Annotated in this window: 13 protein-coding genes; 7 read left to right on the plus strand and 6 right to left on the minus strand. The window is 62.2% G+C overall.

Translation table 11 applies throughout. The annotated features are described in order from the left end of the window. Positions 1–50: 50 nt before the first annotated feature. Positions 51–479: a nuclear transport factor 2 family protein gene (locus IFT73_RS01265; RefSeq protein WP_192165975.1), complete on the plus strand. Its 429-nt coding sequence runs from the start codon at positions 51–53 to the stop codon at positions 477–479. Positions 480–588: 109 nt separating this feature from the next. Continuing rightward, complete coding sequence (locus IFT73_RS18755; RefSeq protein ID WP_192165976.1) at positions 589–1,029, plus strand: MarR family winged helix-turn-helix transcriptional regulator; 441 nt, start codon at positions 589–591, stop codon at positions 1,027–1,029. A 10-nt stretch (positions 1,030–1,039) separates the two neighbouring features. On the opposite strand, the gene IFT73_RS01275 is transcribed toward IFT73_RS18755, so the two are convergent. Together IFT73_RS01275 and IFT73_RS01280 are read right to left on the minus strand one after the other, a co-directional pair. Beyond that, positions 1,040–1,756: a CE1759 family FMN reductase gene (locus tag IFT73_RS01275; protein ID WP_192165977.1), complete on the minus strand. Its 717-nt coding sequence runs from the start codon at positions 1,754–1,756 to the stop codon at positions 1,040–1,042. After that, a complete protein-coding gene (locus IFT73_RS01280) occupies positions 1,753–2,928 on the minus strand; it encodes a CE1758 family FMN-dependent luciferase-like monooxygenase (protein ID WP_192165978.1) in 1,176 nt (391 codons plus the stop codon). The genes IFT73_RS01275 and IFT73_RS01280 overlap by 4 nt, the downstream gene beginning before the upstream one ends. A 226-nt stretch (positions 2,929–3,154) precedes the next feature. Here IFT73_RS01280 and IFT73_RS01285 point away from each other — a divergent pair, with 226 nt between their 5' ends. Further along, entirely contained in the window at positions 3,155–4,009 is an 855-nt protein-coding gene (locus IFT73_RS01285; protein WP_192165979.1) for an IS3 family transposase, read from the plus strand. 39 nt (positions 4,010–4,048) lie between these two features. Here IFT73_RS01285 and IFT73_RS01290 read toward each other — a convergent pair whose 3' ends face one another. Then, a complete protein-coding gene (locus IFT73_RS01290; protein WP_192165980.1) occupies positions 4,049–5,329 on the minus strand; it encodes a hypothetical protein in 1,281 nt (426 codons plus the stop codon). A 351-nt stretch (positions 5,330–5,680) separates the two neighbouring features. Here IFT73_RS01290 and IFT73_RS19465 point away from each other — a divergent pair, with 351 nt between their 5' ends. Both IFT73_RS19465 and IFT73_RS01300 read left to right on the plus strand, forming a co-directional pair. Next, entirely contained in the window at positions 5,681–6,130 is a 450-nt protein-coding gene (locus tag IFT73_RS19465; RefSeq protein WP_371811126.1) for a helix-turn-helix domain-containing protein, read from the plus strand. 77 nt (positions 6,131–6,207) lie between these two features. Beyond that, positions 6,208–7,632 carry an ATP-binding protein gene (locus tag IFT73_RS01300; RefSeq protein WP_192165984.1) on the plus strand — a complete coding sequence of 475 codons (1,425 nt, stop codon included), beginning with the start codon at positions 6,208–6,210 and terminating at the stop codon, positions 7,630–7,632. A 297-nt stretch (positions 7,633–7,929) separates the two neighbouring features. Here IFT73_RS01300 and IFT73_RS01305 read toward each other — a convergent pair whose 3' ends face one another. Then, positions 7,930–10,779, minus strand: coding sequence for a class I SAM-dependent DNA methyltransferase (locus tag IFT73_RS01305; RefSeq protein WP_192165986.1), 2,850 nt, complete (start codon positions 10,777–10,779; stop codon positions 7,930–7,932). Between the two features lie 612 nt (positions 10,780–11,391). Between IFT73_RS01305 and IFT73_RS01310 the strand changes: the two genes are divergently transcribed. Together IFT73_RS01310 and IFT73_RS01315 are read left to right on the plus strand one after the other, a co-directional pair. After that, on the plus strand, positions 11,392–12,096 hold the full coding sequence (locus tag IFT73_RS01310) for a hypothetical protein (protein ID WP_192165988.1): 705 nt from the start codon (positions 11,392–11,394) through the stop codon (positions 12,094–12,096). Positions 12,097–12,171: 75 nt separating this feature from the next. Continuing rightward, the gene (locus tag IFT73_RS01315) at positions 12,172–13,350 is read left to right on the plus strand and encodes a competence protein CoiA family protein (protein ID WP_192165990.1); all 1,179 of its coding nucleotides are present in this window, start codon (positions 12,172–12,174) and stop codon (positions 13,348–13,350) included. A 532-nt stretch (positions 13,351–13,882) separates the two neighbouring features. Here the strand turns inward: IFT73_RS01315 and IFT73_RS18585 are convergent. Both IFT73_RS18585 and IFT73_RS19470 read right to left on the minus strand, forming a co-directional pair. Continuing rightward, positions 13,883–15,025, minus strand: a complete 1,143-nt coding sequence (locus IFT73_RS18585) for a hypothetical protein (RefSeq protein WP_197983457.1) — start codon at positions 15,023–15,025, stop codon at positions 13,883–13,885. A gap of 163 nt (positions 15,026–15,188) precedes the next feature. Further along, positions 15,189–16,046: a GIY-YIG nuclease family protein gene (locus IFT73_RS19470; RefSeq protein ID WP_192165992.1), complete on the minus strand. Its 858-nt coding sequence runs from the start codon at positions 16,044–16,046 to the stop codon at positions 15,189–15,191. Positions 16,047–16,127 lie beyond the last annotated feature (81 nt).

The raw sequence follows: 16,127 nt of genomic DNA on the forward strand, positions 1-16,127 counted from the left end.
ATCATCTCGTCCGCCTGGCCGGCGGGCCACCTCACCCGAAAGGCAGCACCATGATCACCATCGTCGACCCGACAGACACCAAGGCCGTCCGCAACATCGAGAACGTCCTTGCCCTGTACGAGGGCATGATCAACAACAAGACCGCCGTCGAGACGGTTCCCGAGTACGTCGCCGAGGGCTACATCCAGCACAACCCGGTGGTCCCCGACGGCGTCAACGGCCTGGCGCAGGGATTCGGATACATCAACTCGACTCGGCCGGTTTCCAGGGTGGAGGTCCATCGCCTCATCGCGTCGGGGGACTGGGTCTACGCGCACGTCAACTTCCGCAACCTCTACAACGACGACCCCGCCGACCGCGGCGTCGCCGGTGTCGACATCTACCGGATGAACGACGAGGGCAAGACGGTCGAGCACTGGGACGTCCTTCAGCCGGTCGGTGACCCCGCCGACGCCGCTCATGCGAACGGCATGTTCTGATCTTCCTCGACCGGCTCTCGGCAGCGGTGCGCTCGTCGCTCCGCTGCCGGGAGCCGGTCTTCGTTCCGGATGTCACCGCCACATGAGATCGATCGGATAGGTTCGCCCTGTGCCCACCGAGCCCCCGCGCCAGCTCGCGAACGAGACCTGGGAAGCGCTGTTCCGCGCCCAGATGACCTTGGGCAAGGAGCTCGTCGACAGCGATGCCTGGGGTTCGTTGTCCACGAGGGAGTACGGGGTGCTGTACGCGCTCTCGAAGGCTCCGGAGGGTGCCCGGATGGCCGACCTGTGTGCCGACGCCCTGCTGACCCAGGCGGGCATGTCGCGGCTGGTCGGGCGTCTGGAGGACCGCCGGCTGATCGTGCGTGCGCCGGACCCACAGGACGGTCGAGCCACGGTCCTGCGCCTCACCGAGGCGGGAACGGCGCTGCACCGCGAGGTCGGAGGGCGGCACGCCGTCGAGGTCGAGTCCGTCATGACGCGGGCGCTGTCACCGGCCGAGCTCGAGCAGCTGCGGCACCTGTGCCGGCGCCTGATCGCCGACGTCTGATCGCCGCGCCTCAGACGTCGCGCGGACGGCGGCCGGTGGCGAGTCGCATGAGGGCCGTGTCGAAGTCGACGTCGTCCCCGGACTGCTCGGACCGTGTCGCCTGGCCGCCGAACTGGTGCTGGTAGCTGCCCCACGCGCTGTCGGAGATGGCGCGCTCGGTGTCGGCGCGCCACAGCACCGCGGTTTCGTGAGCGGCCCGCTCGATCCGGCGCGACGTGGCCGGGTCGGCCCAGTCCTCGGGCGCGGCGAACACCGACGTCGGTGCCACGACGCATCGCATGAACGCGAACAGTGGTCGCAGGTGGTCGTCGGCGACCATCGCGTGGCGCGCGCTGCCGGCCGTCGATGCCAGCAGCACCGGCTTGCCGACGAGGAGGTCGTTGTCGAGGACGTCGACGAACGACTTCAGGAGTCCGCTGATCCCCGCCTTGTAGACCGGGGTGCTGACGACCAAGACGTCGGTCTGTGCCAGGCGGGCGATCGACGTCGCGAGGTTGTCGCCGTGCAGTCCGCCGACCAGTGCCTGCGCAATGTCGACGGCCAGGGGAGCGAGCTCGATCACCTGCGTGTCGACGTCGCCCTCGCCCGCGGCCAACGACCCCGTCAGCCGGTCCACCAGTCGGTCACCGAGGAGGCGCGTCGAGGACGGGTCGCTGATGCCGGCACTGACCAGGGTGACCCTGACGGTCCCTGCGCGTGCCTGTGGTGGTGCGCTGTCGCTCGTCACGCGGCACCGTCGGCGAGGTCGTCGGACTGGTAGGGGACCGCGCCGGTCAGGTTGTCGCCTACGTTGGCGTTCGGGCGGGGCTGGCGCGGTGCCGTGTCGCCGTACTTGGCCGTCACGAGACTCGCGTGGGTCGGGGCGTCGGGCACGCCCACCCCGCGATTGTTCGCCATCTCCTTGCGCAGCACCGGCACGACCTCCGAGCCGAGCAGCTCTATCTGCTCCATGACGACCTCGATCGGCAGACCGCCGCCGTCGACGTTCCAGAGCTGCCGCTGGTAGTCGCCGAAGCCCTCGCGGAAGGTCATCGTCTTGTCGATGACCTCCTGTGGGCTCCCGACGCTCATGGGCGTGTCGCGACGGTAGCCGTCGTACGCGTGGCTGTTGCCCGACACCGGGCTCGCCTCGAAGTAGGGACGGTAGGTGTCGACAGCGTCCTGCGACCTGCGGGCGATGAACGCGTGACCGCCCAGGCCGACGATGGCCTGCTCAGGGGTGCCGTGCCCATAGTGGGCGAACCGCCGGCGGTAGAGGTCGACCAGCGGTTTGAAGTGGAAGTTCGGGGCCAGGATGTTGTTGGCGAAGAAGCCGTTGCCGTAGTAGGCCGCCTGTTCGGCGATCTCGGGTGTGCGGATCGAGCCGTGCCACACGAACGGCGGGACGTCGTCCAAGGGGCGAGGCGTGGAGGTGAATCCCTGCAGCGGGGTCCTGAAGTCGCCCTCCCAGTCGACGACGTCCTCGCGCCACAGTCGGTGCAGCAGGTTGTAGTTCTCCAGCGCGAGAGCGACGCCCTGGCGGATGTCCTTGCCGAACCAGGGGTAGACCGGGACCGTGTTGCCTCGTCCGACCATGAGGTCCATGCGGCCGCCGGCGAGGTGCTGCAGCATCGCATAGTCCTCGGCGAGCTTCACGGGGTCGTTCGTGGTCATCAGCGTCACGGACGTGCTCAGCACGATGCGCTGGGTGAGTGCCGCGACGTGCGCCAGGAACGTGGTCGGGGACGACGGGTAGAAGGGCGGGTTGTGATGCTCGCCCAGGGCGAACACGTCGAGACCCACCTCCTCGGCCTTGACCGCGATCGCCACCGAGTCGCGGATCCGCTCCGCCTCGCTGGGGGTGTGTCCGCTGACGGCGTCGCGGGTCACGTCTCCGACGGTAAAGATTCCGAACTGCATGAGGCCTGCTTCCTGAGATGTCATTGATGATTAAACTACATGCATGCGCAGGTATGCAAACGGCGGCGAAGCGCCGTTTCAGAGGCCGTGAGGTGCCGATCTCGGCAGGTGCCGGTTACTGCACCGTGTCCAATGTGATCAGACGAGTGTGCCGGTGCCATAGGCGTCGCGAACGACCGTCCAGATTTATTCCGCGGAGATGTTGTAGCGACGCTGATGGGGCACGGTGTCCAGTTCGGATCCTGGGCCCTCACCCAGCGGGCACGCGACTCACGTCCCGCTGATCCACCAGGCCCACGCCGACAGCATCGGGGTCTACGGGGCCAGGAAGATCCACGCCACGCTGGTCCGCCAGGACGTGACGGTCGCCCGCTGCACGATCGAACGACTGATGCGGGCTGAAGGACTGCGTGGGATCAGGCGGGAGAAGTCGCGACGGACAACGATCAGCGACGGTGCTGAGACGCCGCGGCCGGCTGACCTCGTCAACCGGGCGTTCGTCGCCAAGGCGCCGAACCAGTTGTGGGTCGCGGACATCACCTACATCCGTACGCACTCGGGCTGGGTCTATGCCGCGTTCGTGCTGGACGTGTTCAGTCGGATGGTCGTCGGCTGGCAGGTCTCGACCCACATGCGCACCGATCTGGCACTGGACGCCCTCGACATGGGCCTGTGGTCACGGCTGCGGGCCGGCCAAGACGTCACCGGTCTGACGCACCACAGCGACCGAAGAGTCCAATATCGAGCTGTTCGCTACACCGAGCGGCTCGCTGAAGCCGACGCTGTTGCATCGGTCGGATCGAAGGGCGATTCGTATGACAACGCCATGGCCGAGGCGCTGAACTCGCTGTTCAAGGCCGAGTGCATCCGCAACCCCATGATGCGCCCGGCTGGTGGCTGGAAGTCCGTCCGAGACGTCGAGATCGCCGTCGCCGAATACATCGACTGGTTCAACCACCGGCGCCTGCACGGCGAGATCGGCCACGTCCCACCCGCCGAGCTCGAGGCCAGACACTGGGCTCAGCACGGCATCCAGCACTACCCTGAAACACCCGTCCTCATCGAGGCCGGATCCAACTAATCGAGCCTCCACGAAACCCGGGGCGATTCACAGCTCAGATCAGGTCTGCGCCTGATTGGACATGTGCAAGGCGATTTGTTGGTCGCGTCCTTGGTCGGCGTGTTGGTAGATGGCTGAGCTGGCGATAGAGGAGTGGCCGTAGCGTTCGAGCAGTTCGGCCTGGGTGGCTCCGGCGTAGACGGCGCGGGTGACGGCGTGATGGCGTAGCGCGTGCCACTTGAGCAGGGGCTGGCCGATGGTGGTTCGGGCGCGGTAGAAGCCGGAACCTTTCGATGCGTTGGCGCGCCGGCTGTCGGGGCGCAGGGTGCCGGGCTGTTCGCCGTACAACGTTGAGGGGTGCAGGTAGCCGCCGCGGCTGTTGGGAAACATCAGGCCGGTGTCGCCATGCTGGGCATACCGAGCCACGTGGTGATCGAGGTCGGCCAGGATGTGCGGCGGGACAGCGACGCGGCGGATGCCGGCGTCGGATTTCGGGTCGTCCTCATGCGCCAGGACAGAACCGTCGGGTTGGATTGAGCGCACGACGGACTTTCGGACGAACACGGTCGCTGCGGTGATGTGGTTCTGGTCGTCGCGAACGATTTGAAGGTCGGACTTGCGGAGGGCGAAGAGCTCACCTTGGCGGAGCCCGCACCAGGCGGAGATCAGCACGGCGAACGACCTCTGGGCGGGCATGGCTGTGGCGAGGAGGGTGACCTCGGCGGCGCTGAGGAGGATGGTGTCGCGTGCTTTGGCGCGGGTGTCGCGGCCTTTCCTCTTGCGTCGGGAGCGGGCGGCGGGGTTGAACGTGATCAGCCGTCGCTCGACACCGAGCCCAAGAACAGCACGCAAGAGATCTTCTGCCTGTTCGCGTTGCCGCGCGCCGGTGGGCAGCGTCGTACGCCAGGTCGCGACGTCGGTCGCGGTCAGCTCAGTGACCGGTTCGGTGCCGATGCTGTCGCGGATGAAGCGGTCCCATTGGTAGGTGTAGAGGTCTATGGTGCCGTGTCTGAGGTCGCCCTCTTCGAGGTAGCCAGCGAACAGCTCGTTGGTGGTGATGGTGCCAACAGCGAGGGCCTTGGTAGCGCGTTTCTTGTCCGCGGGGGAGAGCCACGTTCCCTGCAGGATCTCTTGGCGGATGGTGACGAGGTAGGCGTCGGCGTCGACCAAGGCGTCGAAGGTGCGGGGTGCTGAGTAGCGGTGGTCGTCGGGCCCGACATACCTGGCGCGCAACCGCCCAGACGGCAAAAGGTCGACGGTCCCGAAGTTCGCCCTGCCGGCTTTACGCCTCTTTTCGATAGCCTTGATCAGTGCCCTGGTTTCGGTTGCTGTTCTTGCCACGGTGGCCCCCTAGGTTCGTGACCTCCGCGTGACCTGACACCTGTCATCTGCCGTGACCTTCTGTCCGGTTTTGTCACGACCAGGATCAGCCCGCGGTGGCCTGTTATCTCTGCAATTACAGGCCAAACTAGGCAGCCGTGTGGCCAGCTTTAAATCCTGTCCCCGCTACCAATCAAATGGCTGGAATCAGAGGAAATCTGGTTCCAGCCATTCGTGTCTCGTGACCTAACAGGCCGCCAGTTGCGCCTGCGTCTGGTACGAGTCGCCCGAAGCGACCTCTGCAATTGCAGTCATTCTGGGCGCCCCTGTTTTCGGAGGCGGAGGCGTTGATCCTGTTTCCCGCTGCAAGCAATGGCCGCGTGTTTGGGCGAAAGCCAGGATCTGCTCTGGACTCCCTGGGAAGTCCTTGGCACGCTGGTGATTGTGACAAAGCCCTTACCCCTCGACGTAGACGCGATCAGCAGGGCAGAGGCTGCGACCGTGCTGGGAGTGGGAGAGGAATCGGTCGCTCGATTACGACGCGAAGGACTGCTCACGGAGGTGCGCGGAGGTCGACTCCTGTACTCCCGTGCCGAAGTCGAGGCATTCGCGGCCAACCCGTGGCTGAACGGCGTGGGAGCCGCACAGGTTCTTGGTGTCACGCGGACGCGGGTCTTTCAGTTGGCCAGTGCAGACAAGATTCCATTCCGGTTCACCCGGTCTGGGAAGCGGGCCTTCCGGAAGTCCCAGCTGCAAGTCGTGGCCGATGCGCGGCGAACTCGCTCTACTCGAACGATTCGAGTTAAGACTCGAAACATTTGATGCAAGTAGTTACTCAGCGGTGCGAGTTCGCAACCGGGGCGGGCGCAGATCTACTTAAACATGTTTAGAGTAGGTTTATGCCGTCGAACGAAGTCGATGAAGCTCTCGCAGCGCCGATACCCCAGGTAGGGGAGCGACTGCTCGCCCTTCACGAGGACCAATGGTTCGACCGAAAGTCGGTGCGCATCGCGCCTCGCGATCTTGCGAAAGCTCTGGTCGCCTTCGCCAATGCCGAAGGAGGGACGGTCGTCGTCGGCCTGAGTGACGGCGCCGTGGAGGGCATGAAGACGCACAGGTCCAAGCTCAACGACTTCCGTCAGACTCCGATGGACCACACGATCCCGCCGGTGCGTGCGCGCTTCGATCAGCAGGGGTGCCTGAACAGTAACGGTGCCGCCGACACGCTCCTGGTGATCCGCATCGATCCGAGCGAAGTCGTCCACAAACTGGCGAACGACGAGGTCTACTTGCGGGTTGGTGACGAGTCGAGGCGCCTGAGCTTCGCTCACCGCCAGGAGCTCGAGTTCGACAAGGGGCAGAGCCAGTACGACGGTCGAGCAGTTCCCGACGTGCAAGTCGCTGACCTAGATGCCGACCTCATCTCGAACTATCGGTCTCGCACCGGAGCGAAAGGAACTACTCAGAAGCTGCTTGCTGCGCGAAGCCTCCTGACGCACAAAAAAGAACTGACCAACGCCGGATACCTACTGTTCGCGCCATACCCGCAACAACTCTTCCCTCAGGCATACATCCGCATAATCAAGTTCCTCACAACAGAGCGCGGCACGGGCGCACGACTCGGAATCGAAGACGACCTCGACATACGTGTCGAAGGACCGATTCCACGTGCCATTCAAGAAGCTAGTCGCGTCATGGAGGAACTCGTCCCGAAACGTCGATCATTGGACGCCTCTGGGCTGTTCGAGAGCCGTCCCATCGTGCCCCGAGACGCCTATCTCGAGGGGCTCGTCAACGCTGTCATTCACCGTTCCTACAGCCTTGCTGGTGATCACATCCGCGTCGAGATTTACCCGGACCGCATCGAAATAGAAAGCCCTGGCCGCTTCCCCGGATTGGCCAACCCGACAGCCCCTCTTGAGATCAGCCGCTTCGCGCGCAACCCACGCATCGCAAGAGTCTGCGCCGACCTGCGAATTGGGCAGGAGCTTGGCGAAGGCATCAAACGAATCTTCGAAGAGATGCGTCTAGTTGGGCTCAACGATCCTGTCTACAAGCAAGGCGCTGGCAGTGTGCGCCTGATTCTGGCCACTGTTCCCCGGCTAGGTCCCACTCAGGCAATGCGTCTACCGACCGGCTCGCAACAGATCCTCGAAGTCCTTCGAGTCGCAGGCAAAGGGCTGGGTACCGGCGAGATCTCCGAAGCAATCTCACTCAGCAGGCCTGCGACCACTAAGCGCTTGCGAGCCTTGCAAGGGGAGGGACTTGTCACCTGGAGCGGCAAATCGGCCCGCGATCCTCGCGCCGAGTGGTCGTTAGCGTAGAGCGCGCCTTCGAGACTGCGTCGCACCCAGCCGCCCAGATTTCGCATATCTCGAGGCGTGAATCGCTCCGGTTCGCGTAGGCGCGGCCTCACAGGTACAAACCATGAAGACGTGCTCGATTGCCCGGCCGCAGTTGCCGTGGCTACCATCGTCTGAGCTTGAGAAAGGGCAGCAGCGTTCTGCTATCGGATTATCAGCTGACCGCCAAGTCGCCGTTCGCCCAATCCTGAGGCTCCCGATTACGACCGGTGACCAAGTAGCACGCCGTCAGTCACGACTTCCCATCTCGCGCGTCAACTAAACGACGAGTGGATCGGCCTTCAAGCGCCAGGTGGTCGAATAGGCTTCGGAGAAGTCCCCGGGTCCGGGTCGGCGACCCTGAGCCGGATCTTCTGAGAGAGCGAAGTTCAGCGCCAGCAATTGAGCCAGGAGATCGTCGTCCGGTGAAAAGTTGTAACACGCCAAGACTGCTGAATCCAAGGCTGCGTGAAGATCCCGCAGTCGAGATGCGCCTGGCTGTCTGAGGGCGTCGTATTGCTTCGTGAGCGTCGCACCCCGTGACGTGTAGATCTCGCGCAACTCAATGATTTCCTCGACTATAGCGGCGACCGAGGCGACCTGTTGTGGCTGCGGGTCGGGTGGCCATGGAAATGAATCCCACACAGTTGTAGGTGTGTAGCGGGGCCGCGATTCAAGCCGCGAGCACCGCTCATCGAACCAGGCGCGGTGAACCCCTGAGGACAGGACTCCGAACGAGTAATCGTCGTCGAACGCGAACACTTGGAGGAGCGCGTTCGGACGAATGGATGCATCGACGAACTGGTAGACCGAGAGTCTCTCCTTCGCCGCAACGATGGTCAGCGCGATGTACCGGTCAAGTCCGGAGTAGGCCTCCAGCATCTCTTCGCGGCGTCGCCAATGTCTCCACCATCCGCTGTTCAAGAACTGCGTCTTGACGAGCACCGGTCGACCGTCCGGATCGGTCTTTAACAGTGCCGCGTTCTTGGACTCTTCCTTCTCTGCCTCGGCAAACCAGTGCGGGAGTGCGTTCTCTCGGAGATGACGCATAACGGCGGGATACTTAAACTCGGCGTCCATGAGTTCCTTGTCGGGAACGTCGATGATGAACTTGTCTGGTTTCAGAGTCTTCAGCATCGAGTCACCCCCAACGAGCGGAAAGATGACGTCCGCCGAACCCGGATGCTCTCTGATCAGTCGGCGCGCCTCGGCCCGAGTCAGCTCGTAACCCGCAACGTGGCCAGTGGTCTGACCTTGGAAGCAGACCTTAGGGCGCCTATTGAGCGCGAGAGGGACCGCCCTGCTGACATCCGTGTCAGGCCGAAGTGTGGGTGGAATTTCTGCCAGTGGGAGCCGAAGGTCGCCGCCATCAAGCCACAGGATTCGTTCATCGGGCGCGTGATCGCGTCCTTTTACCCAGTTAACGATGCTGACAGTGACTGCCGCTTCGCCAGACCAGGCCTGCGATGACACGGCGTCGTAGATAACACCATCGTGCTCAGAAACGTAGTCCAGCGAAGCCACCCTCGATCCACCGTCCCGGATGGCTTGGGTGGCAACCAAGCCGGCCCGCTCACCGTCACGAAGCGCATCATTCGCGAGCCGGAACCAGTAGGTGACGAAATCGGAGACCCCGCCAACCGTTGGGTACCGCTGCGCAAGACGCTGGATGTAGCCAAGCCCCAACTCGTCGGCCATCTTTCGTCTGCCGATGTAGGGCGGGTTTCCGATGATCGCGTGGGCGTGTGGCCACGGTACGAATAGCGCGTCGCCACTGACGATGCTCGCGTCCAAATTGTCCAGCGGCAGGACGTCTTGAGTTTCGCCGAGCTCGTCGGCAGAGAGCTTCTTCGCCAACGTCATAGTGACTTTGGCGACCTCGACCGCAAACGGATTGTTGTCAATACCGAGGAAGTGATCTGGGGTCACATACGAAAGTGCGCTTTGTGCTCGGATATCCCCCGACCGTCGGCGGTCATCAATCTGCGCCTTGACCTCGTGCTCCAGGCGACGCATTTCCCGGTACGCGACATAGAGAAAGTTGCCCGACCCGCACGCTGGATCGAGAACTCTAAAAGACGCCATATCTAGCAGGATGAGTTCGAGGTCCGTGATGCTCGCAGCAGTCGCGATGCGGTCCATCCATGGCTTCACGATTGTTGGGAAGACAACTTTTGCGATGTCGACGGGCGATGTGAAGTGAGCACCGTACGCGTGACGCTCGCCTTCATCCATGGACTGTTCGAACAGCGTTCCGAATATCTCTGGGCGCACGTCGGACCAGTTTGTTGTTGAAGCAGCGCGAAGCACTCTGAGCTCGTCGTCTGTCAGTTCGACAGGCTCTACGTTTGCGAAGAGACCTCCGTTGAAGTACGGAGTCCCCACGTAACGGCCACCCGCGGTATCGCCAGGCGTGTTCATCGCAATGAAGAGGTTGCCAACGAGGTCGTACGCCTCAGTTCCCGTCTGCGCGTCGTTGACAGCGCGCGTGAAGAACTTCTCGGGCAGAAGACCAATGTCCTCTGCGAACATGGCCACCACTGACTGGAGGACGAAACGTTGAGCAACGAGCCGGTCGACTCCGCGAGCTCTCATCGACCGGAAGACGCCCGAAACTTCGGCAGCAGCTCTACGGGTGACCGCTTCCAGATCGTTGCCGAAAATTGGCGCACGCCGGATAGGAAGCATGAAAGAAAGTGCTTCGTGTCGGCTGACGAGATCCGACATCGTGACCTTGTCCACGGGCGTGTCCAGTTGGACGTCGAAGTCGTAAATCCAGAACTCGTCGAAATTGCAGAGCACCACATAGCGCGGGCGGTTCGGCACCGCGCCGATCCAGTACTCGAATGCTTGGCGGTAGTGGCGCTTGAGGTCGGTGCCGGCCTTCTTCATCTCGATAATGCACCGGTCGCTCCAGCGAAAGTCAGCGAAACTTACCGCTCGCCCGGTCACGCGGATCCGCTCCTCGAGGCGAGCCCCTGACTCGGCAATCCCGTCGTGCCCGAACGCTTGGAAGAAGCGTTCAAGGAAAATTTGGGCTTCGCTCTTCTCGTCACCATCAAGGTGCGCGGCGCGATAGGAGACGAAGGCAGCCAGCCGCGCCCGAATGTCGTGCGGGTTAGCCAGCATGGTGCGAAGATACCGCTCAGGAAGACAGTAAGTCGCGACAACGCGCGGCTTCGTAGCAGTGAGCGGGTCAGGCCGATCCAGATCGTGACTGGTCACGCGCGCCTCGAACCGTCTCGATTCATCCAGGCGTTGACTATCCCATGGCACGGGCAAGCGGCGATGGCTCTCGAGAAGTCCGAACTGCGGCCGATCGCGACGCAATTCTTCACGCGCACAACAACGGTGAAGAGGTCAGTCTAATGACGTTTTCGCCATCGGCGGCTACCCCGACGATTGCCAGCTCAAGGGCTTCCCCCGGCCGTGCAACCACATCACACCGAAACGTCGGACAAGGGCGTCGGTGAATCGACTAGCCAACAGGTCGATCGACTTCACGAAAGACCGTGCGGATCTGCGACGTAGTGCTTGACTACGGTCGTGGCAATCTCGCGGGGAAGCTTCGCTATCAAGTTTGATGGGCCAGCTGTCGAAAACCATCGAATCGACGTGCGGGCTCTATCGCCTTCACTGTTAGGCCTTGCGGACGCGGTTGCGGCCGCCCATCTGGTTGCAGGAGATTCTCGGACCCTTCCACCTGCCCTCGAGATCGGCCCCCCTGAAGACGGGTCGTTCATGGCTGAACTGTTCGTCTCCTGGGACGGCTTCGTCGATCTCATGACCACCGACGACGCGCAGGCGATCGAAGTGGCTGCTGGCTTGACGGCAATCTTCGCCGGAGCAGTTCGTTGGGCAGTGAAGCGAGGACGAAATGGTGGTCGACGAAGTGAGCGAACTGAAGAACTAGGCTCCGGCCAAGTGCGTATTCACTACCCCGACGGCACTTTCATCGAGGCAGATGCGCGGGCTGGCGACGTAATTCAGAACATCGACTTCAACCGCGCGATGCTTACTGCGAGCGAGCCGCTTCGCATGGATGGCGTCGACTCTTTGGAGATCGAGATCGATGGGCAATCCGTCGCCGCGATTGAGCCGTCAGATCGCCCGACCTTCAACGTAGAGCCCGAGCCGGATGTCATCGTCTCGGACAACCACCGCATCATGACCGTCGACATCCTCAAGCCTTCATTCAGGACCGGCAACAAGTGGCGTGTTACGGACGGAACAACACCGTTCTGGGTTGCGATCGCTGATCCAGAATTCCAGCGTCAGATCGAGGAACGGCGTGTCAGATTCGCAAAGGGCGATCGCCTAACCGTCGAAGTTCATGACCAGCAGGTCCTAGAGGACGGCGGCCTGCATACCGAACACTCCGTAACTCGCGTCATTCGGCATTGGACCGTTCCCCCGGAGGATGAACTCGAGTTCCCAAACGAGTGACGGCCTAGCCATACGTCATTCCACCGCAAGGGGGCGCGATGCCAGAGTGTCAGTGGGCGTTGTAACTCTAGGTCCATGAGATCTCGCATCGAGAACGCCGAGCCCCTCGGGCGCGGCAAAGGAGAACTTGCTCACGCGGTTGTCGATGGCCCTGACGGAACGACCGCGGTTGAGTTGTCGACGGATCGTGCGGGGGCTTTGAGGCTCAAGGCGCGTCACCGTGAGGCGTTCTGGTGCGGCAGAAGGGCTGGGGGCTGTGGTGGCGGGCTGATTCTGGCTGCCGGGCCGATCCGAGTCCCGTACTTCCGTCATCACCCCGGCGCTGAATGCGTGTTTTCAGGCGACAGTGCAAGTGCCGCTCGTTCGTACGAGCACCTCCATATCCAGCAGGCGCTCGTCGCCTGGCTAGAGAAACAAGGGCTTAGCGCCACAATCGAAAGTCAGCTAGCGCCGGACGGTCGAGCAGATCTCCACGTCATTGTCCGCGCCCGCCGTCACACCATCGAGGTTCAGCTTTCTCCGATCGGTGTGAATGAGTGGCAGCGTCGTGATGAGGGATATCGCAGACAGGTCGATCATGTGACGTGGCTATACGGAGTTGGTGCAGAGACCGCCGCTGCCACGGAACAAGCCGACCGCGGGTATGCGCTGCACGTACGGAACGGCGGAATCGGCACGGGTATAGAGGTCGGCACTGTCACAGACCTTCAAGAGAATTGGAGCCTCTTGATTGAATGCGAACTCCGAGACGAGCAATTCTGGACACCACATCTTGATGGGGCGATAGCCGCTCTCGCCATTGCCCGCGAGGATGCCATCAACCGGGCTGTGGAAGAGAAGGCGTATAGAGAGGCCTTGAGACAGGCCGAAGACCGCCGACGTGCGGCCGCGGCGGAGCGCGAATTCGCCACCTTGTCGTCACCGACGATTGATCACGCTGACGTCTACGGAACGCTCTCATGGTGGGCAGGAACTCCGGCATTCGCTGCCTGGGCTTCTGAACAAGAGTGGTCGTGGGCCGACGGCCTGAGCGATGAAGGCAAAGTTGCTGTCCGGCTGGTCTCGTATATCGTCTCGCGGCTCTACGCCAGTGGACCGATAAGCATGTTGAGACTGCCAAATGAGGTAGCCACCGCAGAAGCGGTTGCAGCTCTCGAACGCGCTCGTTTCCTGCGTCGGTATGAACGTAAAGGGGTCGAACGCTGGGAACGTATCGATAGGCCAAAGGGTCTCGATCGTCAGCGATTCGGGTAGCGCGCAGTTCCCTGCGGGGGCCGTGACCGTCTGCCCTCGGCACGTTCAACAGCCTTCGTCACTCCCAACCGTCCGCGCTTTGAACCGCTTCGCACACCAATCATTGGCGGCTACCTGAACGCGCATCGTCGGCTCACCACGAAGGATCCGGGTCATTTCACCGCAGCTGGGGTGAATTTTCAGGTCGGTTTACGGTTTCCGTCTTCGTCGAACGGCACCGGCCAACTTCGTCGTGAGAAGTGGCGATTAACCGCGGGTCGAAGACGTCGAGGGATATAGCCGACTCGCGGACCAATTCCGCCTCTCGCAAGTCTCCGCCTGCCGTCATAGATGATGTATCCGACTACGGCCAGGATGACGACGGGCAGGATCGTGGTGAGCATGAAACAACGATGGCTGTTTGCCTTCGAACGTGCCAGTTGTCGTCGCGACGGCAATAGTCGCTTGCGGCACTGATCGTGACGAACTCCACGTCATTTCACCGCGAATCGGCACCACTTGGACTCGATATAGTAAGGGGCGGGAACCGCCACTAGCCCTGAAAGTTGTCTCGTCCCCTCGCACACCGCTTCGCGATCTCGATAAGGAGAACCCGTTCCTTCTTGGTCGGATCCCCGTCCACCTTCGCAACAGTCGTTGCTAGGTCTAAGACGTCGCTGAGGTCCCCGTCCTCTGCATCGAGCCGTCGCCAGACGTCGTCGACTTTCAGGTCGATCAACTGAGCGAGTTCGTCGTCAACAATTTGGTACCTGCGCTCAGCGATCGCGACAAGGTGGCGGAACAGCAAAGCCTCGTCGTCGGAGATGCCGGGATCGGCGTTGATGACCAGCCATGCGATCCACAGCATCGAGTGCGGGTGCCGGGACCGTTCGCAGAGGCGCTCCGCCAGTTCAATAACTCGTGCCTCATTTCTGAACACTGCGCGAGCGTGCTTTCCGGCGATCAGGGTCGTGTAGCGGTTGACCACCACAGAAAGTGGAACGCCGACGAGTGGGATGCCGATTTTGATGGCGTTGCGCTGCAGCAGGTACTTACCAACGACGGGTAGACCCTTGGCTGCCTGCAGCACACCGCGGGAGTAAAAGCGCTTGATCAACGGACGCACGAGAACTGGCACCGCCTTCACGACACCTTCGCGCGCTACCTCACCGCCCTTGATGGTGAATGCGACCCGAATCAGCTTCCACAAGTCCTCCGGGTCCGACAAGTCCATCGGTACGCGGTAAAGAACGGCGACGTCGTAGGCAAGTCGCATCTGCAGCTGGGTGACGTAAACGACGTCGACCATGAATGTCGCCAGAGCAGCGGGGACCGTGGCCGGCGACGCGCCACCTGCCGATCCGATCGTCGCGGCGATGGCGCCCGTGTAGGCGCTCGCGGAGAGACCGCCCTCGATGGCGGCGTACCGAGCAGCCATCTTGATCCGCTGGTCGACTATTGCGTCCGCCGGAACCCCCTTGTACTTTTCCTGGAAGTATCGCCAGTCGACCTTGTCGGCGTACGCGCTCAACGAGAAGCTCAGCAACTTGGCAAACCACACGCCAGACTTGATGTCATCACCGCTGAGGTCCTTCACGAAAGCACGAAGTTCGGTCTGCTCGTTCTCTACTTGCGCGCGGTCGAGGGCGTCGTCGCCCTCGGTAAGGCTCGGCGCCTCGAGTGCTTCGTCTCGCACTAGGTCTCCTCGTGGGGCATTGGTGTCTCGGACAGTACCGAAACGCCAGACGGGTTATCTGTTCGAGCGGGAAGGGCTCGCCGCTTCACCGCGTTCTGGTCACCCAGATCCGTGGAGCGCTTCGTGACTATCGGCCGAGGCCTGTTGGCAGAGTGCTCAGCGTTCAGTTGTGATTGAGTCCGAACGGCTTCTTGGTCTGGAGCGCGTTCTTGTAGTGCTCTTCGGCGGCATCTACCTCGGGCGTTGGGACTGTGGGTCCGAACACTCGGAGAATGCTGAAGGCGTAATGCTTAGCGTGGTCGGGGTCGAGTCCAACCAGCTCCAGTAGCCCTTTGTTGCCGCCGTGGCCGTCCTTTGCATACTGCGACCAGCGGCCGAAGATGCGCTCAGCACCATCGGCCTTGCCGACGTAGAGCTTGCCGCTGTCGGTATCAGTGATGACGTAGATGCCCTGTACTGAGCCGAGTGCCGTCCGCCAGGATTCGTAGCGAGGGTCGCTTATCACGTCCTGGAGTTGATCGTGGCTGACCCTCACGAAGTCGTAGCCAGGAAATGGCACCCGCGCCGGGTCTGCAATCTCCACGATCGGGAACCTGGCCGCAGCGGTGCCGCTCTTGGCCCAGTTGATGGTGTCTTTGGACCACTCGACCACGAGCCGGCCACTGAGCGAAGACATGAGCTCAGTCTCTTTCAGGTTGAAGTAGCGCAGGGTCTCGGTTCGTTGGTCGACCAGTTCGCCCAGGTTCTCGTATGCCTTCACGAATCGAGATCGGTGTCTGCCATCTGCGATGAACACCAGCCAGATGCGCGGCGGGGTCTTGCCCAACTTGCTCTTGAGGCTTTGCCTACTCGTGAAGTCGTGCAGCCTTCCGGTCTCAAGGTCAGCTGGCCCTTGAAGTTCATCATCGCTACCCGAACGGTATGTGTGACGCAGGAGAACGACTTCGTCAAGGGCGATGCCTGCGGAAGCGACGATGTGGCCGAGGTCGAGGTCGCCCGTGGGAGATGGGAGTGAGATCACTTGGCGAATCTAGCGGGCTTGGTACATCGGATTTGCGGGCGTCTTTCAGCCCATGGTGTGCGTCCTCCTTCGAACTGCCGT

It is taken from the genome of Aeromicrobium sp. CFBP 8757 (genome assembly GCF_014841755.1).
Lineage (GTDB): Bacteria > Actinomycetota > Actinomycetes > Propionibacteriales > Nocardioidaceae > Aeromicrobium.